Origin of the sequence: Bartonella sp. AP7XZML, from assembly GCF_042195745.1 — a bacterium.
Classification (GTDB): Bacteria; Pseudomonadota; Alphaproteobacteria; order Rhizobiales; family Rhizobiaceae; genus Bartonella.
This window is the reverse complement of the sequence record NZ_JBHIOT010000059.1, coordinates 1-23700: the sequence shown is the minus strand read 5'-3', so window position 1 is coordinate 23700 and position 23700 is coordinate 1. Positions and strand designations below refer to the sequence as shown.

General features: G+C 38.0%; 18 protein-coding genes and 1 tRNA gene. 5 read left to right on the top strand and 14 right to left on the bottom strand.

Features of this window, described 5'->3' with window-relative positions; all coding sequences use genetic code 11:
• Positions 1-3: 3 nt before the first annotated feature.
• Positions 4-1563 carry a heme biosynthesis protein HemY gene (locus ACFILT_RS04200; RefSeq protein WP_375679646.1) on the bottom strand — a complete coding sequence of 520 codons (1560 nt, stop codon included), beginning with the start codon at positions 1561-1563 and terminating at the stop codon, positions 4-6.
• A gap of 11 nt (positions 1564-1574) precedes the next feature.
• Positions 1575-2759 (bottom strand): COG4223 family protein, encoded by a 1185-nt coding sequence (locus ACFILT_RS04195; protein ID WP_375678681.1) that lies wholly within the window; start codon positions 2757-2759, stop codon positions 1575-1577.
• A gap of 307 nt (positions 2760-3066) precedes the next feature.
• On the opposite strand from ACFILT_RS04195, the gene tsaD reads away from it, so the two are divergent.
• The 3 genes from tsaD (at position 3067) to ACFILT_RS04180 (ending at position 6779) form a co-directional block, all read left to right on the top strand.
• Positions 3067-4161: a tRNA (adenosine(37)-N6)-threonylcarbamoyltransferase complex transferase subunit TsaD gene (gene tsaD, locus ACFILT_RS04190; RefSeq protein WP_375678682.1), complete on the top strand. Its 1095-nt coding sequence runs from the start codon at positions 3067-3069 to the stop codon at positions 4159-4161.
• A 596-nt stretch (positions 4162-4757) separates the two neighbouring features.
• The gene (locus tag ACFILT_RS04185) at positions 4758-5192 is read left to right on the top strand and encodes an EVE domain-containing protein (protein WP_375678683.1); all 435 of its coding nucleotides are present in this window, start codon (positions 4758-4760) and stop codon (positions 5190-5192) included.
• A gap of 906 nt (positions 5193-6098) precedes the next feature.
• A complete protein-coding gene (locus ACFILT_RS04180) occupies positions 6099-6779 on the top strand; it encodes a response regulator transcription factor (RefSeq protein ID WP_375678684.1) in 681 nt (226 codons plus the stop codon).
• Between the two features lie 899 nt (positions 6780-7678).
• Here ACFILT_RS04180 and ACFILT_RS04175 read toward each other — a convergent pair.
• The 5 genes from ACFILT_RS04175 to argH form a co-directional block, all read right to left on the bottom strand.
• The gene (locus tag ACFILT_RS04175; protein WP_375679645.1) at positions 7679-8449 is read right to left on the bottom strand and encodes a class I SAM-dependent methyltransferase; all 771 of its coding nucleotides are present in this window, start codon (positions 8447-8449) and stop codon (positions 7679-7681) included.
• A gap of 222 nt (positions 8450-8671) precedes the next feature.
• Positions 8672-11101 (bottom strand): TIGR02302 family protein, encoded by a 2430-nt coding sequence (locus tag ACFILT_RS04170; RefSeq protein WP_375678686.1) that lies wholly within the window; start codon positions 11099-11101, stop codon positions 8672-8674.
• Between the two features lie 126 nt (positions 11102-11227).
• Complete coding sequence (gene lysA, locus ACFILT_RS04165) at positions 11228-12508, bottom strand: diaminopimelate decarboxylase (protein ID WP_375678687.1); 1281 nt, start codon at positions 12506-12508, stop codon at positions 11228-11230.
• Positions 12509-12516: 8 nt separating this feature from the next.
• Positions 12517-12696 carry an LPS translocon maturation chaperone LptM gene (locus tag ACFILT_RS04160; protein ID WP_375678688.1) on the bottom strand — a complete coding sequence of 60 codons (180 nt, stop codon included), beginning with the start codon at positions 12694-12696 and terminating at the stop codon, positions 12517-12519.
• Positions 12697-12747: 51 nt separating this feature from the next.
• Entirely contained in the window at positions 12748-14148 is a 1401-nt protein-coding gene (gene argH / locus ACFILT_RS04155; RefSeq protein WP_375679644.1) for an argininosuccinate lyase, read from the bottom strand.
• A 32-nt stretch (positions 14149-14180) separates the two neighbouring features.
• Between argH and ACFILT_RS04150 the strand changes: the two genes are divergently transcribed.
• Entirely contained in the window at positions 14181-14876 is a 696-nt protein-coding gene (locus tag ACFILT_RS04150) for a TlpA disulfide reductase family protein (RefSeq protein WP_375678690.1), read from the top strand.
• 2 nt (positions 14877-14878) lie between these two features.
• Here ACFILT_RS04150 and ACFILT_RS04145 read toward each other — a convergent pair whose 3' ends face one another.
• From ACFILT_RS04145 to ACFILT_RS04115, 7 genes are all read right to left on the bottom strand, one after another.
• The gene (locus ACFILT_RS04145) at positions 14879-15355 is read right to left on the bottom strand and encodes a YaiI/YqxD family protein (RefSeq protein WP_375612882.1); all 477 of its coding nucleotides are present in this window, start codon (positions 15353-15355) and stop codon (positions 14879-14881) included.
• Between the two features lie 30 nt (positions 15356-15385).
• Positions 15386-16240 (bottom strand): YihY/virulence factor BrkB family protein, encoded by an 855-nt coding sequence (locus ACFILT_RS04140; RefSeq protein ID WP_375612736.1) that lies wholly within the window; start codon positions 16238-16240, stop codon positions 15386-15388.
• Positions 16241-16650: 410 nt separating this feature from the next.
• Positions 16651-17580, bottom strand: coding sequence for a prephenate/arogenate dehydrogenase family protein (locus ACFILT_RS04135; protein ID WP_375678691.1), 930 nt, complete (start codon positions 17578-17580; stop codon positions 16651-16653).
• A 1956-nt stretch (positions 17581-19536) separates the two neighbouring features.
• Complete coding sequence (gene holA, locus ACFILT_RS04130) at positions 19537-20577, bottom strand: DNA polymerase III subunit delta (RefSeq protein ID WP_375678692.1); 1041 nt, start codon at positions 20575-20577, stop codon at positions 19537-19539.
• A gap of 4 nt (positions 20578-20581) precedes the next feature.
• Positions 20582-21376, bottom strand: a complete 795-nt coding sequence (locus tag ACFILT_RS04125; RefSeq protein WP_375678693.1) for an ABC transporter ATP-binding protein — start codon at positions 21374-21376, stop codon at positions 20582-20584.
• Entirely contained in the window at positions 21369-22265 is an 897-nt protein-coding gene (locus tag ACFILT_RS04120) for an ABC transporter permease (protein ID WP_375639923.1), read from the bottom strand. The genes ACFILT_RS04125 and ACFILT_RS04120 overlap by 8 nt, the downstream gene beginning before the upstream one ends.
• 63 nt (positions 22266-22328) lie before the next feature.
• Positions 22329-23306: an ABC transporter substrate-binding protein gene (locus ACFILT_RS04115; RefSeq protein ID WP_375678694.1), complete on the bottom strand. Its 978-nt coding sequence runs from the start codon at positions 23304-23306 to the stop codon at positions 22329-22331.
• Between the two features lie 186 nt (positions 23307-23492).
• On the opposite strand from ACFILT_RS04115, the gene ACFILT_RS04110 reads away from it, so the two are divergent.
• Positions 23493-23567 (top strand) — tRNA-Gly (locus ACFILT_RS04110).
• The last annotated feature ends 133 nt before the right edge of the window (positions 23568-23700 follow it).

The following is a 23700-nucleotide window of genomic DNA, read 5'->3' as shown; positions in this document are numbered from 1 at the left end:
AATTTAAAATAAACGAAATTTTTTCCTCGATAAAGATGTTTCTTCTTCTGTTTTAACCCCTGGATCATCAACATTTAAGTGAGTTTGACTGAACATTTTTACATCTTTTTCTTTTATATCTTGTTTCTCCACCTGCACATTATGCAAAAGAGAATCATCTATAGGTGTTAATTTTTCAAGCTTCTTATCTCCAACATCATCACTTTTTCCCATAACATACTCTTTGTCTTGCTTTTTCGACACAATATTGTCCGCCTCTAATGTGAGAGAAGGCATACAAGGAGGCGCCTTCCATTCAAAACAGCCCAAACGTCCACTGATTGGAGAAACCGCTGACCAAGAAGAAAAAATGGCCCCATCACACATCCACACTGGATCACGTTCAGCACGAAGTGCTAAAGAAAGCCATTGACGCACAGCACCTTGATTGTTTCCCTGTGCCTCTTCAATATCTGCCAACAATAAATAAACACTTTCCCGTGGATGACATCGTAATGCTTTTTGTGCCTTCTCTCTTGCTAATGCTGTTTCACCAGCATCCAAAGCTGCTTTAGCAATAAGGAAAGCCGACTCAAATGCATCTTTATTATAAGAAGCAAGTGTCTTAGCCCTTTTCAATCGCCCAATGGCTCCTTCTTCTCTTTCAAGATAAAGCGCTCCCAAGTCAGGATGAGGCTCCTTTTGCCAAGCCGCTATAATCATTTTATCCGCTTTACGCGTTTCGTTTAATTTATAAAGAATATCAGCAGCAATAACTATTATTGGAACAAAATCAGGCGCCAATTTATGGGCTTTCAAAATAGCTTCACGTGCTTGTACAGGATGTGTATCAAACAAAGAAAGTGCCTGCCCACTTAGTAGTAAAACCTGTATATGCTGCCGCTCTGGAGTCGCGCGAATAGAACGCGGGAGAGCTTTTTGCGTTCTTTCAAAAATAGTAAGTGCCTTATCCCATTTACCCTCAGTACTTAACCGATCAAGCACCGCCTTATGCGCCCATAAAAGTGCTGGCGATAAAGTCAGTGCCTCTTCGGCATATTGTTGCGCTGCCTCATAAGCTTTACTCTTCATTGCTTCACGAAACAAACCATAAAGTCCAACCAGTTTTGTCGGATCTTCCTTTCTCATCTCCTCATAAAGACCGATGGCGCGAACAGAGTCATTTTGTAAAGACAAGGTTTGCGCTTGTAAGAGTTTTACCAATGGCTCTTGTTTTCCTGCAAGATATTTAGCAACCCGTGCTTCCATTTTTTGCGCAACCATACTATCACCAGCAAAAGTTGCAAGAATCCCCTTTGAAAGAGCTTCGTAACCACGCTTTTGATGGCGTTTATAAAAATAATTGCAAAGAGCATTCGGTATGGAAAAAAAGAAAGACAATAACCACCATAAAAGCACCAGCGTTACAAAAAACAAAATAAGCACACTTAACACTGTAAGAAATGAAGCAGAAAATCTGAAATGCAAAAATGTGAGAACAAAAATACCATTGTGATTAGCAACCCACGTGAAAGCTAAACCGAGGATACAAACAACAAAAATATAAATAAAAACACGTATCATCTTGGGCCTATTTACATCTTTGTTGCTTTAAAAGATCCTTGTTGCACAGACAATAACAATTGCTGCAACAACTGTTGAATAGCAATATGTCTTTCAAGCTGCTTAACAAAATCCATTGAAACATCTTTTGCACTTTGAGGCAATGATTGCCATTCGCTCAAAGCCTTTTCGTAATCACCAGCTTGAATGGCAACTTCCATGCGTGCCGCAATAGCCCCCAGCGTTGTCCCTTCAACATTTCCAATCGGTCGCGAAACAATGAGCCCTTTTATCCACGCTAAAATTCGGTCAAAAAAACCAGCATCTGACGCAACAAGATTTTGCGTACCAACAATTGCATCGGCAACATGAGCAAAATCAACTGAAAGTTGTGCTGAACTTGGAAGACCCACAGTAGCTGTTTTTTGCAACACATCAAGTCCATTAATCGAAGGCGATAATTGTTGTAACAGCTTTAATTCATTATTATAAGATCCACCACGCTCTACAGCATTTTTTAATGAACTAATTGCAGTAAAGAGCGCGGTATCTATTTCTTTTTTCTCACTATTTTTAACAGCAGTTTCTTCCTGTAGTGCTTCTAACTGTTGTTTTAACGCAGCAAGATCATTTGCATTGCTCTGCCCAACAGACAAAGCCGTCTCTATATCTTTCGACTTTCTAACAAAAGTTTGTACAGTTTCTTCAAGAGCTTTTACTTTTTCCTCTAAAATCGCAAAAGCTTTTTTGCTTTCTTCTTTCGATAGTTCATCATTTTTCGTTGTTTTAAACTGTTGTGATGAAAAAGAAGAAAACTCTGTTTTTAACGTATCAATTTCTTGAAAGACCCGCCTCAATTGTTCCTTTGTGTCTTCACCTTGACTTTTTGCGGCTTCAGCAATCTGCAAAGCTTTTTCTCCTCCAGCAGAATTTTCCACAAAAGGAGAAGGAAAAAAACCAGCCCATTGAAGCCCCATAAAAATTCCCAAAGCAATGAATCCTCCCAAAATCCCAGAAAGGGACAAGAAAAGCCAAGTTGTACTAGAGATACTTTTATCCTGACCTTGCATATTCTGTTCTTCTCGCGCATGAGATTCTACAGAATTATGGATTTTTTCCTCTGAATCATGGGGAACAGCTTCATGTTCAATAACTGGTTTCTTACGGCGCGTACCAGCATAATGTGGTTTAACTTTTGGTTTTGAAGAATCGACCATCTCTGTCACTTTTCGTGCACACTTTTTTTAATGATAAAATAATAAAATGAAAAAAGTTTTAAAAACGCAGCTTTTCTCAATAATATTTACAAGTATCGCCTTTAATAGACAAGTTTTTAAAAAACATTTGCATTTTATACTCGAAAATACAGCTTTATTTTTTAATCAACGATATCATAAAATTCAAAGAAAATGCCAAAACACATATTTTTCATAGAAAAAACAATTCTAAGAGAAATACTTTGCATCTTTTTCTGTTCATGGTACGCACGCAGGAAAGAAGCTTCAATATAAGGTTTTGTTTAAAATGCGTCTGCTGGGAATAGAAACAAGTTGTGATGAAACGGCAGCGGCTGTCATTGAATATAACAACGAATCAAACAGCCGAATTCTTTCCAATGTTGTTTGGAGTCAAATTGATCACCATGCACCTTACGGCGGTGTTGTTCCTGAAATTGCTGCTCGTGCCCATGTTGAAGTTCTTGATCATTTAATTCTGCAAGCACTAACAGAAGCAAACACAAAATTAAAAGATATTGATGGCATTGCAGCCACCAGTGGGCCTGGTTTGATAGGAGGATTGTTGGTAGGCGTTATGAGCGCAAAAGCACTCTCTCTTGCCACTGGCAAACCATTTATTGCGGTAAATCACTTAGAGGGACATGCTTTAACAGCCGTGTTAACGCACAACGTCAGCTTTCCTTATTTATTACTTTTAGTTTCAGGAGGTCATACACAAACAATTATTGTTCATGGAGTAGGCAACTATCAACGTTTAGGAACCACTATTGATGATGCATTAGGAGAAGCCTTTGATAAAACAGCAAAACTTTTAGGTCTTCCCTATCCTGGTGGACCAGCACTTGAAAAAGCAGCTTTATTTGGTGATAAAAATCGCATCCCTCTTCCACGACCTTTAAAAGGTGAAAAACGGTTAGACTTTTCTTTTTCAGGACTCAAAACTGCTGTTCGACAAGCCGCAACAGCCATAGCTCCTCTTACAGAAAATGATATTGCTGACATTGCCGCAAGTTTTCAAGCCGCCGTGACTGATACGGTACGTGATCGTGTTCACCTAGCTTTACAACACTTTGCCCACCAATATCCTCTCTCTCATGATCAAGAAAAGCATTCTCCTGCTTTAGTTGTTGCGGGCGGTGTTGCCGCAAACCAAGCCATTCGCTCTACGTTGCAAGAACTTGCCCGTCAACATGGTTTTGAATTTATAGCCCCTCCTCTTTCCTTGTGTACCGATAATGCTGCAATGATTGCTTTTGCCGGTGCACAAAAACTCGTACGAGGAGAAACAAGCTCTCTTGACATTGCACCCCGCTCACGCTGGCCATTAGATGAAAAAGCCCCGCCCTTGATCGGGATGGGACGCCGTGGAACAAAAGCATAATAAAATTGACGTCCCACACACATCTTAAAGAACGAAGATTTCTACTCAATCCGGTCTATAGATAGTCCGAATTCTCTATCGAGCAGATTCCACCTGCTTCCCACTCACACAATTCACTTAACCCAAAGATCGACACGTAAACCTAAATATTCACCACACATTCTTAAAAACTTCATGTTTCAAAAAACTGCCTTATATCATTACACTTCAAATGACAGTATTTTACAGCATAATAAGACGCACTCTATCCCACAAAGCATAGATATGAATGCCATTCGTTGACCTCATCATCTTTGATCATTTATTCGTTTCATTGTCATTGTAATCTTAAAGCTTTTTAGAACCAATTTTCTTAATTTTTTCCAACAAACTCTTATAGTAACCGCATTTCAAACCATAGCTGAAAAGATAAGCAAAGAGCAAAATACTTTTACACAACATGAAATATCAATGGAGCGCGTCTCTCTACTACACATTATTTTGAAACAAGAAAAAATAGATAATAGCCGTTCTTTACCCCATTTTAAAAATCATCGTTGATGGTATTACAAAGATGCTTATAAAAATGCATAACAGTCTATGAAAAAGGAGAACTCATGGCTTATTGGCTTTTTAAATCTGAACCCCATAAATGGTCATGGGAGATGCAAAAGAAAAAAGGAGTTAATGGCGAACAATGGGATGGTATACGCAATTATCAAGCCCGTAACAATATGCGCGCTATGAAATATGGTGATAAAGGTTTTTTTTATCACTCAAATAAAGGTTTAGAAATTGTAGGAATTGTAGAAATATGTGCTGAAGCACACCCTGATTCTACAAGTTCTGATCCACGCTGGGAATGTGTGGATATCCGCGCACTTTGTGACATGCCAACACCTGTTTCATTAAAACAAATCAAAGCCAATCCCAAACTAGCAAATATGGTGCTGGTCAAAGCCAGCCGCTTATCAGTGCAACCCGTAACAGAAGATGAATGGAAAGAAGTCTGTTTAATAGGCAACCTTAAGGAGGAAATGCTTTTATCTTAAAACAATAATTTTTATTCATTAACTCATATAAAAAGATGCTTCATAGCGCAGAAGAATAAGCTCAACACATCCTTCTGTTGAGGTATTCTCATGCTAAATGCATAAATATGATATTTTTCTTTGTCATTTTTTATCCTGCACTCTTTCTCAATACAGTCTCCTTCCAAATTACACAAAAAACCTCTTTATGATGCATCTTTTCGGCATTGCTAAAGGCAAAGCTTGCTCAACGATTATAATAAGCAACACCACGAACATAACACACAATCCCCTTCGCACACAAATGCAACAAAAAAACAAACCTGAACGTGGATAAAAACAATAAAAACGATCGTGAAGTTCTCCTAAACAGTGCATATGTGCTAAGTGTTGCACAATTCTCTTCACGCTTAAAAAACGCATCATATTGCGTGTTCATTGTTTTGCATGTTGGACGAGTGCGCCTCATACCGCAGGATTCTCTCATTTCCAACCTGTTTTATATTGAATCAATCAAAAGCTATTGGCTTGCACATTCTAAGCGGAGAAAGTCCCATATAGATAAAAAACGTGAAAGAAAGCACTAAAAATTCCTCCTATGAATCGTCTCAAGTGCCAAGGACTGTCCGCAACACCCACGAACTGGCAAAGTGAATGATAGTGCTAGCTTGTTTCTCCATAAGCGTAAAGATGATGACACTCAATAGCTAAAACACGTTCTAGAACATAAAAAACGCTTCCAACCAATACGTAAAATACTCTGCAGACGGAATACCTTCTTTTCAGCAAGCAACCATTAGAAATTATAAAAGTTTATTTTTTAGAAGCGCTCTTTTTTAATTTTCCTCTTTTAATTTTTCTTGCATGAAATCTCATTTTTCATGAAACTATATCAATCAGTGCATCAACATACCTATAAGGAAAAACATGAACCACTATACTCTTTTAATCGTTGAAGACGATGATCTACGCCCCATTTTAGTAGAACAATTGCAAATGCATCAAGAGTTTAAAATTTTCCAAGCAAAAACAGCAGAAGCGGGAATGAAAATAATCCAAGAAGAAAATATTGATCTCACTATTTTGGGATTTCAACTTCCTGATCTTGATGGCTACAAAGCCGTTAAACAATTACGCACCCAAGGATTTCGTGCCCCCATTATCATGATAATAAATTATGATACAGACTGTGATAATATTTTAGATCTTGAAACAGGCGCCAATGATTATGTAACAAAACCCTTTCGCTTTGCGGTGTTATTAGCGAGAATTCGAGCACAGTTGCGCCAATATGAACAAAATGAAGACGCAACCTTTCATATTGGTCCCTATACTTTTAAACTAAGACAAAAACTTCTTCTTGATCAATGCAACAATAAAATCTGTCTCACAGAAAAAGAAGCAGCGATCCTTAAATGTCTCTATCATGCCAATGATAAAATTGTCAGCCGTGAAACATTGTTAGAACAAGTTTGGGGATATAATGAAAATATTATCACCCATACTTTAGAAACCCATATCTATCGTTTGCGACAAAAAATCGAAAACGATCCCTCCAATGCGCAAATTCTCATAACAGATCAAAATGGTTACCGTTTAAATCTTTAATTCGAGATTTTCTGTTTCAAAAATAATTTTAATATTCTAAATGAAAACAGAAACGAGATGAAAAAACCTTCGCATATAATTCGAATGCTATTACATAGAACTTATTCTTATGACAAAATATATAACATTATGAATAAAAAACGAAATATTCCAACATGAGAACCAGCAACAAAAATGCTTTCAACCCTCACGATATACTTTGTAACTTCTGTTTCACATACTTTTGTTCTTTCTAAAGTTTTTAATATGTTTCGCATATAAATAATCGTGATATCTTTTAGCAACATTCTTGATCATAACTATCATCTTTAGATGAGTGCTATTTATGATTATTTTTTTCAGAAAAACCGCTCCACGCACTGCTTTATCTCACATTCACTAGCCTAAATTGAGAGATGTTTTTTATCTTTATAGTTTTCCTCCATTCTTTATGATTTTATCTCCTCTTAAGAGGTTGTATAATTAATGATATAACGCTAAATGTTTATCCTAACGATAAAGCCATTGAGCACCACCATCTTTACCCTTATAAAAGAACAAACCGGCACCATCACACACTTATGTTAGATCTCGATGTTGCAGAGGAGCCCTTGACACTTGAGATGGTTCATAAGAAGCATTTTAATCCTTCCTTGTACAGTTTTAACCACCATGAACCATATTATGCAAGATCCCTCGGACTCTGCTATTTTTATGCTTACGAAGATACCAGCATTTTTTCTCTTAAAATGTTTCCACTATTCATGAAATATGGTTCGGTATATAGATACTTGAGATTTTTTATTCACATGCCAATTCCACATATAATGTACAAAAGAATATTTTTTAATTGTAAATGCAAAAAATTGAAATAAGAGAATCCTTCTATATTTGCGGTTCTTATGCCAATGGCAAAATGATTAATTATCTTTATAAATTAAAATATTCCGCACTTGTGGTGATAAAGCAGGAATAAAAATACGTCGCGACTGACGACGCTGTACGAGCAAACCCTGATAAACACGTTTTTGTGCCTGACACATTAAGAGTCCACCAAAATAAGGCAAAAGATAGCGTGCAAATGGCTCATAAAAAAATGAGAACAACCGCGAAACATAACCCGTAGAGGGCATATAATGTACAATTTCTTGTATTGGCCCAGAAACAAAATTTGTTTTTTCGAACAAACGAGTAATTTGTTGCCGACTATAGGGTTCGCCATAACCAAAGGGCGTAGTAATATTGCGCGCCCAAAAGCCAGAGCGATTAGGTACAATAACGATCAAGTGGCCATTGGGTGCTAAAACACGCCATATTTCATTCAACGTTTCAAACGAATTTTCTGTATATTCTAATGCATGTACCAATAAAATACAGTCAACTGACGCATCAGGAAGTGGCAAATCTTCTTCAAAAACAAGCGCTGTAGCAACTTGCTCAGAACAAGGCCAAGGCGAAACACCCTGAGCAGCAGGCATAAAAGCAAAACATTGTTGGGCACGTTCACGCAATGTAGAAAGATAAGGAAGTGCATAACCCAATCCCATAATCCGTTTATCCGTAAGATCAGGCCACCATAAATTCAATTGGTCACACAGCGTCTTTTGCACACGCAGTCCAAGTGCAGAAGCATAAAAATCTTTCAGCGTAACGATATCCAACTCAACATACCATGTAGAAACAAATTTCAAACATTACAGATTTTCATATACCAAACCTATATGGACTTCTGCTTTTTTTCCGCAATAGCGAACATTTCAATATTGCATATCTTAAACTTAAATGATTAAAAAATCAGTACAACAGGATGATTATTGCCTTACAAGCACTTTAATCATTTTTTTGGAGATAAACCCCATAGAGGTTCTTCATACACTGTTTTCGACATCAATTAAGAAAAAAGCCAACACTGGTTAATTAAAATGAAGCAATCTTTCAAGATAGTTTTTTTCTTCTTCTGAAAGATGCTCTTTACCAAGACGTTTGCGAATTTCATCCAAAATCTGCCGCGTACGCATTTGATCACTTTCTTGTGGTAGAGCCTCGCCTTCTTGTTCTTCATCTGTTTTTGAAGAAAGTGGACGTCCTAACGGATCTTTAGGACCAGAATCAGCATTTTGATCATCTCCCGTTTCTTTAAGTGTTTCGCGCATTTTTTTCAAAACATTTTGTGCACCTTGCCTCAAAGATTCCAAAGCATCAGACTGATTTTGTATAGATACCTGATGATTTCCATTATCAAGCGCATTTTCCGCAGAATTCATTTTTTCTTCTGCCCTTTTCAACGCTCCCCCTGTTTCAAATCCTTGTTCTGATAATTCTTTTTCTAATGTTGATAATTCAGATTGCAATTCAGCTTGACGTTTTTTTAAAGATTTTTTTTGTGTTTCCGGTACATTTTCTCCGCGTTTTTGTTCCATCTCTAACTGATGTGTTTCATTGAGAATTTCTTGCTGACGACGCATTAAATCTCCAAGCTGGTCCATCTTTTCTTTCATTTGTGCAGATTGGCTTTTTTCTCCCTCATTTTGATTGCCTTTTTGCACATGCAAATGATCAAGCGTCTGTTCAACTTCTGCCAAGAGTTGTTCAGCTGCTAAAGAAGAGCCTGTTTTAGCCATTTCCTCAATTAAATTTAGCTTTTCTTGTAATGTAGCTTCAGAAAGATTAGGACTTTTTGAGCTTTTAGAATTTTTAGAAACTTGACTATCCGGTGCTTTTTCAGCCAAAGCACGAATATACTCATCCATAGCTTGACGTAAATCTGCCATAAGCCGTTCAATTTCTGCCGCTGAAGCACCGTAACGCAATGCATCACGTAAAGCAGCTTGTGCTTGTTTTAACTTTTTTTGCACGGATTCAAGTTGATTGCCTTCAATACCCAAAGCAATTTGCCATAAATAATCCACCACATCGCGCAAATCCTCGTCTGTTTGTGCTAAAGAAAGTCTTGTCCACGCACTTTGTAGAACAATAAAATGCGATGCATTTTGCAACCCCTTTTCTGGACGCACAAGCAAAGCAGAAAGCATATCCAATACACGCTCTTTCACAGAAGCATCAAGCGCTAATAAACGACGCAGTTCAACCACTGCGCGTGCAACAGGATTCGAAAAAACACGCTGTGGTAATATCATAACAAAAGTTTTGCTACGCCCTTTCTGCCCCGCACCATCTTCTGCCACCAAAGTAATTTTGACTTGCGAACCCGCCCATGGATGCGCTGATATATCCTGTACCATTCGCATTTTCCCCTTTCCACCACGCGGAAGAAGAAGCTCTATTTCCGGAGCATTATAAAGAGAAGAAGCACTTTTATTCTGAGGAAGAAAAGGCTCTATTTCAACAAAAGCCTTTGTCACACCATAATCATCATCCACCACATATCGTAACTCCAATGATCCCGTTAAAATCCTCCCTGGTTTTTCCAACCAATGAATTGTTGGAAGCGTGTCCTTAATTATCTGCAAATGCCATTGCTGTTTTTTACGACGTGATGATACAAATAAATTTATTGGATGCTTTAAATGTATTTCAAAATGAACAATTGGATCATTCAAAGCTGTTTGTTCCGTTTTCTCTGAAAACGAAACTTCCCTCCCATCTTCTACAGACTTTGCTTTTACTGTAATGCCAGCCCCATTGACAACACGCACAACAACATTACTCCCTTCAGGGATTTCTAGTTGTGTTTTCTCATCTTTTGTCAAATAAATCGGTGCCACACCGGTATAAGCAGGTGGTGTTACCCAAGCATCAATCCGCATGAGTTTTTCATCAACGATAGGACGAAAATCAAAGGCATCAGCCAAACGCCCCCCTTGTGAACCAAAAGAAAAACTAAAAGCGCACACAAAAAGAAGAGCACACAAAGCCCTCAAAGCTAAAGGATCATAATCCGCACTATTAAGAGAGATAAATCCAGTTTTTAAATGGTATAATTGCTTTGCCATTCGGCGTTGATGTTCACGCCAAATAACAGCACTAAAATCTTCATCATTTTCAGAACATAAACGATCTGTCTGAATATTCAAAGGCTGGTGTCTAAGATCATTGACGCGTTCAAGGCGGCAATTTACTTCCCGCATTGTGGGAAACCGAAAACGAATAAGAAAAAATAAACTCGCCCCAGCACAAATAAGTATAACCCCAAGTAAGAGCAAATGTGACCAATAGCCCAAAATACCAAAAAGTCCCAACCAGCTAAACGAACAAAAGAGACTAAGAACGAGGAAAAATGGCAACAACCGTACCCACATCCGTTCAAATGAAAGGATCCCCCACATCAAAATGCGCACACACAAAAGCTTCATTGCAAAACCTTTGATGTTTTTATTTTTCATAAACAAGCATTTATCCCCTTTTATCGTGGTGCATTAAGATCATAAACCCCATACAAAACAATTTCTAGAAAATAAATTGTTTCATCAAAGTTTAGTAAAAATAAGACCCAAAATATTTAATAATGCTCAATCTAATTTGGGCTCAATCCAATCTGGAATATGATCACAGCCTATCAATTGTGCATAATCAAGGCGTGGACGAATGACTGCATAACGCGTATCCTGAACCAGAACTTCCGGCACCAAAAGTCGACTATTATAAGTGCTTGCCATCACTGCGCCATAAGCCCCTGCTCCTGTTAACATCAAAACATCACCCGCTTTCAACACTGGTAAAGAACGTTCCAAACCTAAATAATCACCAGTTTCACAAATAGGACCGACAATATCAGCATTAATCAGAGGGGCATCTATTGGTGTTTTTTTCACTGGCATTACATTTTGCCACGCATCATAAAGCGTTGGACGCATGAAATCATTCATCGCCGCATCAACAATAACAAAATTTCGTCCTTCCCCCTTTTTTAAATACACAACCGATGTCACCAACACACCGGCTTCACCAACAATACTACGCCCAGGTTCTAGGATAATATTGATCCCTAAAGGCGCAATATGTTTCTTTACCAGTGCTGCATACTCAAAAGGAGAAGGTACTGGATGCTGCTCATAACCATAAGGAATACCAAGCCCGCCCCCAATATCGATATGGGTTATCGCATAACCATTATTCCATAATTGACGCACAAAATCTGCAACAATAACAAATGCATCCTCAAACGGTTTTAAATCACAAATTTGACTGCCAATATGGAGATCAACACCACACACATGAAGACCGGGCAATTGAGCTGCTTTTTTATATGCATCACCCGCCAAAGACAGTGGAATACCAAATTTATTCTCAGACTTACCTGTTGTAATTTTCTTGTGAGTCTTAGCATCCACATCAGGATTAAGGCGTAAAGAAATACGAGCTGTTTTTGAAAGCGCAGCAGCCCGCGCCGATAATTGTTCAAGTTCTGGCTCTGATTCAACGTTAAAACAATAAATATCTTGTGCAAGAGCAAAATCTATTTCTCTCACTGTTTTACCAACACCAGAATAAACAATATTCTGCGCAGGAATACCAACAGCAAGTGCACGCCGTAATTCCCCTTCTGAGACCACATCAGCTCCCGCTCCATTGTTAGCTAAAAGTTGTAAAACTGCTTGATTGGAATTCGCTTTAACCGCATAAGCAATTAAACTCGGCATATCATGAAATGCATTCTGATAATCTTTAAAATGTGCAACGATTGCGCTAGCTGAATAACAATAAAAAGGTGTTCCAACTTCCCGCGCAAGTTCCAAAAGAGAAAGACCTTCAGCGTGAAGCACACCCTGATGATAAGAAAAAAAACGCATAAAAATTCCTATTGTATTAACCGATCAAGAATAAAAGGTTTATCTGTTTTGCCTTGAGAAACAAAAGTTCTTTGTGAAGAATTCACTCCTGTTGAAGGAGGTAACTCTAATGACCCTTTACGCCCACACCCAACAATACCCAAGCCCCCCAAAAGGACAATCACCAACCCCTTTAATATAATTTTCATTTGTCCTCTTTCCTCATCTCGATTTCTTTTTTACCTTTAAAATACAATCACTCAAGCGCTCACGAGACGCTTTTTCCAATACGCAATTTGCCGAAGAACCTCTGAAGGCGCTGTTCCCCCAAAGCTTTTACGACTTTCAACAGATTTTTCAACGGTCAAAACATCAAAAAGTGTCGCATTGATATCAGGACAAATTGCTTGAAGTTCATCTAATGATAAATCATGAAGGCGACACTGTTTTTTTTCTGCCAATGCCACAGCACACCCTGTGATGTGATGTGCTTTGCGAAAAGGAATCCCTAAATTGCGTACAAGCCAATCAGCAAAATCTGTAGCTGTTGCATACCCTAAATCCGCTGCTTGTTTCATGGCTTTTTTATTCACTTTCAAATCAGCAATCATCCCTGTCATTGCTGCTAGTGATAATTCCAAACTCAAAGCCCCATCAAACACATATTCCTTATCTTCTTGCATATCCTTTGAATAAGCAAGCGGTAATCCTTTCATCACCGTTAACAATCCCATAAGCGCACCATTCAATCGACCTGCTTTCGCTCGTACTAACTCTGCCGCATCAGGATTTCTCTTTTGTGGCATAATAGAAGACCCTGTTGAAAAAGCATCTGATAAATGAATAAAACAAAACTGTGCACTTGACCAAAGGACAATTTCTTCCGCCAATCGCGAAAGATGTGTTGCACAAAGAGCGCCAGCGCTTAAAAATTCCAATGCAAAGTCACGATCTGAAACACTATCAATTGAATTGCGTGTAGGTTCGCGAAAGCCTAGCGATTTTGCTGTCATAAAACGGTCAATTGGAAAGCCTGTCCCCGCTAAAGCAGCCGCCCCTAAAGGCGATTCATTCATTCGCTCAAGAGCATCACGCATCCGCGATAAATCTCGACCAAACATTTCAACATAAGCCATCATATAATGACCCAATGTTACGGGTTGAGCCAATTGTAAATGCGTAAAGCCTGGCATAAAGGTATCAACATGTTGTTCTGCGCGAATAAGTAATTGCTCTATCAATCCTTTTAAAGCTTTTGCTATTTTTTGCGTTGCTTCACGTACCCACAAGCGAAAATCAACAGCAACTTGATCATTGCGTGAACGCGCCGTATGCAAACGCCCTGCTACAGAACCTATCAATTCGCTCAACCGCGCTTCAATATTCATATGAATATCTTCAAGCTTTCGTGAAAAAACAAATTTACCGTCTTCAATTTCTTGGCGAATAAGTTTCAAACCATGAACAATTTTTTCATAATCTGATTGTGAAATGATTTTCGTTTGCGCTAACATAGCCACATGAGAAAGAGAACCTTCAATATCTTGTCGATAAAGTTTTTGATCAAAATCAATAGAGGTATTAATTTCTTCCATAATTGCAGCAGGACCTGCCGCAAACCGACCACCCCACATTTGGTTCTTTAACTTCTCATCTGTCATATTCTGAAAACACCCATCCAAAGGACAAAATTATGATTTTTCAAATTTTCATCAGCGAAAAAAACAATAAAAAAAGGCAACTCTCCCTTGCATTCTTTATCATTGCACTGAGTTTATACGCAACCATAAACTACGATACCAAAAGAGAGTTTTTTCTTTTCAATTTCATTTCAGCAGCACAAGCACAAGAAATAAACATTAATAAAGCACGAGCAGAAAAAATGATGGCAATACGAAAAGCAGCAAAAGGCTTTTTTAGCCACATACGATTTGCTGATACGCTCTCAGATATGAATAAACTCTCTTTCAAGGATATTCAAGGAAAAGAGCGCACACTCAGCGAATTTACCGGAAAACCAATGCTGGTCAATCTATGGGCTATTTGGTGTGCACCTTGCCGCACAGAAATGCCTGAACTTGCGCAATTAAAACGTGAATTAGGTGGAGAAAACTTTGATGTCATAGCTATAAATATCGATAAAACTGCTTCTCCTGAAAAAATTCAGCAATTTTTACAGAATATTCATTCAGATAATTTGCTTTACTATCGCGATGAAACAATGGATATTTTCAACAATGTTAGAAAACAGGGGCTCGCTTTAGGACTCCCCATTACATTGCTCATTGATAAAGAGGGATATCTCATTGCTTCCTTCAATGGTGCAGCTCCATGGGCCAATGACGATGCCAAAGCACTTATAAAAGCAGTCATTAAAGAAGCCCTATAACTTTAATAACCGCGTCTTTTTAAACGTTGTATAACAAGATCCAGTGCTGACAAAAAAGCAGAACGGTCTTTACGAGAAAAAGGACGGGGACCACCTATTATACTACCCTGTCCACGCAAATCTTCCATCAAATTGCGCATCGCCAAAGCCTGACCAATTGAATTTACATCAAAAATACGCCCCGTTGGCGAAAGACAAAAACCCCCAGCTTGCACAACCCGCGCTGCTAAAGGAATATCACTGGTAATAACGATACTTGCCTCATGCACATGTTCTACGATCCAATCATCAGCACCATTGAATTCACCAGCAACGACCACTCTTTCAATGAGTGCTTCATCTGGAAGGGACAAAGAACGATTTGCCACAACAAATGTCTTAAGCTGATAACGATTCATCACACGATAAACTTCATCTTTTACAGGACAAGCATCTGCATCAATCAACAAAGTGATAGCAGGCTTTATTGGGATAATCATACCTTGGCTTTCAAGCAATAATAAGCTCTTTCATTTATCTGAATGTTGCAAATCCTTGCGATAAAACATTATCGCCGCGTTTATTTCTCCTCCCAAAATAAAAATTGCACTCAATATGTACAGAAAAATAATAGCAACCATAATAGATGCCAACCCTGCATAGGTAGAAATATAATCAAACATCGTTAAATATTGCGCAAAAGCGATAGAAGCCATAAACCATATAAACATTGTCACCACTATTCCTGGTAAAATATCTATAATTTTCCGCCGCCCTGCTGGAAGCCATTTATGAACAATCAAAAGACTGATAAACAAAATAACGATTGCAACTGTATAACGCCATACACGAATAACAGCAATATATTCAGTCATAAAAAAAGAATGATTTTGCATAATTTTGATCAACAAAGGCGCCAGAATCAATAAAAAACTAATCACAACAAGACCAACAGCTCCAAGGATTACAAAAAACAGACTTTGAAAACGACAAAATAACAAACTCCGTCGATCAGTAACACGGTAAGCTTTATTTAAAGCCGTACGCAAAGCCTCTATCCCATTAGAAGCAAAATAAGCCGCTCCAATGACAGAAAGCGTCAACACACCTCCTCGATGAATGGTTAAAACATTAACAATTTCCTGAGATAAAGGCTCTGCAATAACATCAGGCAATAACTGCACCAGTGCTTTAATTTTTTGCGGTGTATAAGTAAAAGCACCTAGAAAACGAGCAAAAGATGTTCCAAAAATAAAAAAAGGGAAAAATGCTAAAAGCCCTGATAGCGCAACATGGCTTGCAAAAGCACTCCCATTATCACGCCAATAATGACTTACTGCGTCACACAAAATACGATAGCTATACCAAAAGATATTTTTTAACAAAACTCAATACTTTCTGGTAAAACTCTTCCTCAGTCTATTTCAAGTTTTATAAAAATCATCAAAACTCTGCAAATAAACATTTTGCAATGTTGCAATATAACGGTCAATAATCAATACGGTCAAGCCCGACTTTATACCAAAACAAAAACAATAACCCACTCTATGAAGTTCTACAACGACCTCATTTTTTTGTTACTTCTACAGATCAGTAACCTCTTCTGTACATCATATGCCCTATAGAGAACTAAGCAAGATGATCGTGCACACATAAAACCTTTTGAAGTCATGGTTATCTATATCGGAGCAATCGCCACTCTTTTTTATTGCAATCTATGACTGAGTAGAGAAAAAACTTCTTATCGGTTTTTAGAAAAAACCAACGAAATTCAACAAAAACCTCTTGTTTTTACTCACCCTTTTTTAGAAACATTCTGACGCCCAAAATCAGGAGCATCAATTTCCTGTCCAGCATCAATAATATTGCGGCGTACAGCACGCGTACGTGTAAAAAAGTTAAACAGTGTCTCACCATCTCCTAAATGAATTGCCCGTTCTAAAAAAGCAAGCCCCTCACTAAAACGGCTCAACATTTCTAAAATAGCATCCTTATTATGCAAACAAATATCTCGCCACATAACGGGATCAGAAGATGCTAAACGCGTAAAATCACGAAAACCGGAAGCGGAATAAGCAATCACTTCCGAATTTGTTACTTTTTCTAAATCACTCGCTGTCCCAACAGTATTATACGCAATCAAATGGGGTAAATGTGAAACAATAGCCAAAACAAGATCATGATGCTTAGGTTCCATCTTTTCGACACGCGCACCACAAGCTTCCCAAAACGCTGTTAATTGTGCGACAGCAGCAGCATCGCTATCCGCAAAAGGCGTTAAAATACACCAACGATTCATAAATAAATCAGCAAAACCAGCATCCGGTCCTGAATATTCCGTTCCAGCAATTGGATGCCCTGGAATAAAATGAACCGTTTTTGGCAATAAAGGTGCCATTTCCGCAATAACCAACGCTTTCGTAGAACCAACATCACTCACAATCGCTCCAAGTTTTAAATGATCACGAATGGTTTTTGTCACTTCTGCACTAGCCCCAACAGGAACAGAAAGAATAACCAAATCTGCTCCTTCAACAGCTTTTGCATTATCTGTCGTATAAAAGTCCCCAAGCTCCAATTCACGCGCTCTTTTCAGGGTTTCTGGACGACGTGTTGCAATAGAAATCTGAGCCGCAAGATTTTTCTTTTTAATCACTCTTGCTAAAGAAGACCCAATCAGACCGATCCCAATGAGTGCTATTTTTTCAAACTGAATATAGAGCATCTTTCACCTTCAAAGATTCTTTGCAAATGGCAATAAAGACTAATTGTAAAATCACAATTTTCTTGTTTGTTTGTTCAAGAGTTATGCGTAAAACATTAAAAAATGACAACTAGGGAATAAAGAATAACGCAGTTTACCAATTATCACCTGCGCAAGCTGACAACAGATCACTTTACCTAGAAAACACATAAAAAATAAATGACGAGAAATTTAACATCACGCTCTAAAATTCCCTCTTAATTACTGATCAAAGCGCATCACCGAAACAAAATAAAATGCACTCTCAATTAGGATAACAACGACTCTACATAAAATCCCATCAGTTTACTTTATCTTACTAATTTACTCACAAAAAAACACATCAAAAGCGTAAGCAGACACTAACTCTTCTCCAATTATCCCGATACGTTCATTAATTTGTACATTAGACCTATATAAAACGTATTGCGCCTCCACCTACAACATCAACATAAGTTTCGCGAATATTGAAAACACCGTAAAACAACGCATACCAAAAGATACCATTAAAAACATTTTCCTCTCCCGATTCCGGATACCGTAAATCAAATAAATATGAGAAAAACACGCCCTCTCAATAAAGAAAAAGTTTGATAACAAAAACACCGAATATCCCTTTAATGGAATCACACCCCTCACGTAAAACAGAACGCCCTCAACAGAATAAATTTGGATTACAAATTCATGGGTTTGTTTTAAAAGACATCTCGCTCCCTAGCCTATCTCACGACAGTGTTCGTAAATGTTATAACTATAAATCTATTAAGCACGACCCTCTTCACACTTAATAAAACACTATCATTATATTTTCCTACCCCCAATGTTGCAAAAAACCTTGGAATTTGAGAGCATTCATAAGAGGCATTTTTAGTGCTTTCTTGTACAGTTTTTATCCACACGCCCCCCCACTTATGACGTGCAAAAGACATTGTTCTGATTGATTTAATATGAAAAATAATAAATTATTAATAATAAACAATGGCTAGCTCTGTTTATGAGACACATTCATTGCTAAGATAATCATCTCTGTATCAAACATAAAAGTTTCCCCATAGGTGCTGTGGTTTTCATCATAATCTATTTTGACTTTCTTCTCATCCCATGAAGATTCTTAATTCACACCGATCTGCAAACAATTCATTTTCTTGTCTAAAAGATTCCTCTGGCTCACAATTTTAAGTGATTCAATTAATCTATAATACATTGATTTATAAAAATAATACTTTTTTTCAATTTGAATCATAACTTCGAATACTGTAAAATTCTTCCATCACAAACCCTCTTATCAATTAAAATCTCTTGGCTACACGTCACAAGAAGACATGTGAGAAAAAATGATGAAAAACGCTCTCTAATGCTAAAAACTGTAGTAACATTAGAGGCTAGCAAAGTACATAATGAGTGTCGACTTGCGCTTTTATTAAGCATAAAGATAGAGTTGCTCTATGGGTTTTATATTCTTCACAAGGAACTTTACTTCTACACCATTCATAAACACCGCCGCGAAATAGATATGACGCGCATTGAAAAATATTTCTAAGAAAGCGTATGAATCTACCATACAAGTGTCTTCTGTTGTTTGAGATACTCTGTTTTACATGGGGGTGTTACTCCATTAAGACTCTATGAACCAACCTAATATTCACTAAATACCCACACAAAAAAACATCGAACACATAAAATTTGATATGGGCCTCGTATCACTACCCTAAAAACAGTATTTTACGACACAACAAAATAATAAAACTGTTTCAAAATGGCCTTTTGAAAATAAACTATTTCTTTTGAAGAAAAATTTCTATCAAGCTTTCAAGCTCCTAAAATGCATCCTCAAAAATACAAGTTCCATCAACCTCTACTTGATAGCATAACAGTTTTAATTACTGAAAATACCTCTGTGGTATACCAAAAATAAAAAATCATTATATTTCTAGGCTGTTAAGCTGCCATCTGGCGTCGTGCAATAATTGTAAGCCCTAACAAAACTTGACGAATGATAGCTTCGCCCAAAAGTGGATTTTTACGACTGTCTAAAACAGCACTCTGAATTCTTTCCATTGCATAAGAAATTTGTTCTAACTTCCAATATTTTAAAGCTTGTTCAACGATCTTTTTCCGTTGAAAAAAAATGGGAGGGCGTGCCTGAGAAACCACCGTAAAAGGTGAATTTCCTTCAACCTCTACCTGATAACGCAATAGCTGTAATTGCTGAAAATGCCTTTGAGCTGTACTCAAAATTAAAAAAAGTGCCCCTTGCACTGCTGCATGTCGGTTAAAATGCGCTTCAAAGCCTGATATATCGCCCAATAAAAGAGCATCAATGACTTCATCTTGAGAAAGAGCACTGACATCGCTTACAACAGCTTTCACATCTTCAAGAGTAATATGAACATTTGCAGCGTAAAGACAAAGCTTTTCTAATTCACTGCGTGATACAAGGCGATCCGCCCCTAAACATTCATGCAACCATCTACGTGCATCTAAAGAAAGAGCCTTCTTAAACTGTCCTAAAACCTCATCAATCAAACCGTCAAGAGACCGCATATCATCGGCAAAACAGGGCAAAGCCATCGCTTTTGATGCTGTTTCAATAGCATTGCGCAACCCTGTTCCTTTTTTTAAATCCCCTGCCTCAATGAGAATAAAACAAGCTTCTGGTGGTTTCTCAATTAAAAGCTTTAAGGCAGCAAGAAAACCTTTTTGGTTAGCAGCATTAGAGATCCATATCAAACGATCTCCCCCAAAAAGCGATAACGTACGCGCTTCATTTTCTAAACGTGCAGGATCTTTATCAATTTCAGCAGCATCCAAACGAATTGTCGAAAATGGATCTTCTATTGCTACCCGTGTAAGTTTTGCAAAACATTGTGCACGCTCACAAATAAGACCACGATCTGGCCCATAAATGAGAACAATAGGAAAAGCACGTGAAAAACGCATTAGAAACTGATCAACTTCATGTGCTTTTTTCTGAGCCACACTATTAATCCATTAACAGTTCATCATCATCAAGAACTTCCCCGCGAACTTTCTGAAACATGCCAATTAAATCATTTACATCCAAGCCCTTACGCTCTTCATGACAGACATCCAAAATCACTTTTCCACCATGCAACATCAAGGTACGATCGCCATAATCAAGAGCCTGACGCATAGAATGAGTCACCATGATAGTCGTTAATTTTTTCTCTTCAACGATTTTTTCAGTCAACCGCATCACAAAATCAGCCATTCCAGGATCAAGCGCTGAGGTATGTTCATCAAGCAATAAAACATCCGCATGTGCGAATGTTGCCATCACAAGACAAACTGCTTGGCGTTGCCCACCTGACAAACTATCCATAGGATTATGAATATATGCTTCAAGACCAATGCCTAATTGAGCAATTTTCTCTCGAAAAAATTGCCGTTTCTCATGATTTAAAGCCGCACGCAAACCACGACGACTTCCTCGAAGAGCAGCAAGAGCCAAATTTTCTTCAATTGTTAAAGAACCACAACTTCCCTCTAACGAATCTTGAAAAACACAAGCAATCTTTCCAGCGCGTTCACTGACTGATTGCCTAGAAACATTTTGTCCATTGATAACCACTTTCCCCGTTGAGGGAAGCGTTGCACCCGCTAAAACACTGAGCAACGTTGATTTACCAGCACCATTTGAACCAATAACCGTAACAAAACTACCCTGATCAATTTTCAGGTTAATATCAATTAAAGCCTGTTTTTCCAGAGGTGTTTGCGGTTTAAATGTGACCCCAACATGAAAAAACTCAATCACGTTTATGCCTCCTCCAATAGCGTGGCACAATAAGGGTTAAAACAACCAACAGCGAAGTAATCAACTGAAGATCTGTCGACGTATCAATGCCAATGCCATTTGCTTCAAATGCAAATTGCACCGCCACACGATAAAGCACAGACCCTACAATACAGCTGATTATAATCCAAAAAATATTGCGCGTACGAAAGAGAGTTTCACCGATAATCACGGCTGCCAACCCAAAAACAATTGTTCCAATTCCACCGGTAATATCTGTTGCAATCGCAGTTTGAATATAAAGAGAACCACCAAGTGCCACACACGCATTGGAAAGCCCCATTCCAAAATATATCAATGCTGATGTATGGACACCTTGCGCCGTCGCCATGCGTGGATTAGCGCCCATTGCACGCATAGCAAGACCAATTTCACTTTCCAAAAAGCGCCAAATCAAAAACGCCATAACGAGCAACACAATACCAACGAAAAGAGGACGCACAAAAATATCAGACAAACCAAACAGATTATAAAAGGGCGTTAACGCCGTATCAGCAAGAGCTAAATTAACATTAGACCCTCCCATAATTCCCATAATACGTAGATTAACCGTATAGAGTGCTGACATTGTTAAAATAGAAGCTAAAAGATTCAAAATGCCAAAACGCAAATTCAATAGAGCTGTTAATAAACCAGCCACCATACCTGCACAAAAAGCGCATGCCATAGCTGTCCATGCATTGAAACCCAAGAGAATCAAAACACCACAGACACAGGAACCAAGAAGAAACGATCCATCAACTGTTAAATCAGGAAAATCTAAAACCCGAAATGAAAGATAAACCCCTATAGCAACAAACGCATAAATAAGGCCTAATTCCACAGCACCAGAAAACGCAAATATATTCATGTAAAGACAATCCCCATGAAAACTTAACGTATTTTTATTGTATCAACACTCTATCAATAAAAGTTATTGAATCACTTTTGTTGCACGGTCAATAACTGCCTGCGGAATAACAATCCCTGCTTTTTGGGCTGCTTTCAAATCAATTCGAATGTCATTATTAGCCGCCTGCACAACATCAATATCACCAGGCTTTTCACCCTTTAGAATACGCACAACCAATTTCCCAGCATCAACCCCTACATCATAGAAATTCACACCTTGCGTCATAAAAGGCCCACGCCCGATAGTATTAGCATCAACAGTAAATACAGGCATATTGGCTTCCTCTGAGACCTTTATTGCACCTTCTAAAACAGATAAAATCGTATTATCAGCAGGAACAAAAATAATATCGACCTTACCGATTAAAGCGCGTGTTGCTGCCTGAACATCTGAAGGCTTTGGTGCCGATGAGGGAATAATTTCAATTCCAGCTTTTTTTGCTACATCCTTTAACGTTTTAAGTGTCGAAACAGAATTTGCCTCAGAAGCATTATAAAGATAACCAATTTTTTTCAAATCTGGTTTTACTTCTTGTAAAAGTCTAACACTTTCTGCAACATCTATACGATCAGAACTCCCCGTCATATTACCGCCAGGTTTGGTAAGTGAAGAAACGATTTTAGCTCCGATAGGATCAGAAATTGCTGCAAAGACGATAGGAATTGTTTTTGTTGCCGCAAGCATCGTTTGTGCTGAAGGCGTGGTAATTGCTACAATAACATCGGGTTTATCACCAACAAATTTACGCGCAATTTGCGTTGCTGTTGAAATATTACCCTGCGCTGATAAAAAGGTAAGTTGAAAATTTTCACCTTGCTTATAACCATTTGCTGCAAGCACATCTTCCACACCTTTACGAACAGCATCCGCAGCAGGATGGACCATAATTTGCGTTATTGCAACTTTAACGTGTTTAACTTGGTCATCGGCCTTTGCAACACTGTTCATCATAAAAACAGTTGCAATGATAACCCCTAATATATTTATTCTCTTCAACATTATATTCCACCCCTCTCCATGCAAAAATTAAAAAAGGAATAATTTATTACTGAAGAATTTTCTAAAATCAATCTTTATTTCATTTTATTTAAACATGGACAAAATAAATCAAACTAAAATGATATTTTTTTGTTGCAATTCGTAGAAGCCTACGCCATACAGACAAGACATATATCGAATCGGTAAGCGGGTGTAGCTCAGGGGTAGAGCACAACCTTGCCAAGGTTGGGGTCGTGGGTTCGAATCCCATCGCCCGCTCCATTGAATTTTGTATTTATTCGTTCTTGTATGGAGTTGTATTGTTGTAGCTTGCCAGTGTAGCTTGCCAGCGGGTTTTGTATATTTTGCCACTAGGTTTTGTACCAATTTATTTTTTTTCAAAGAGTTTTTAAGG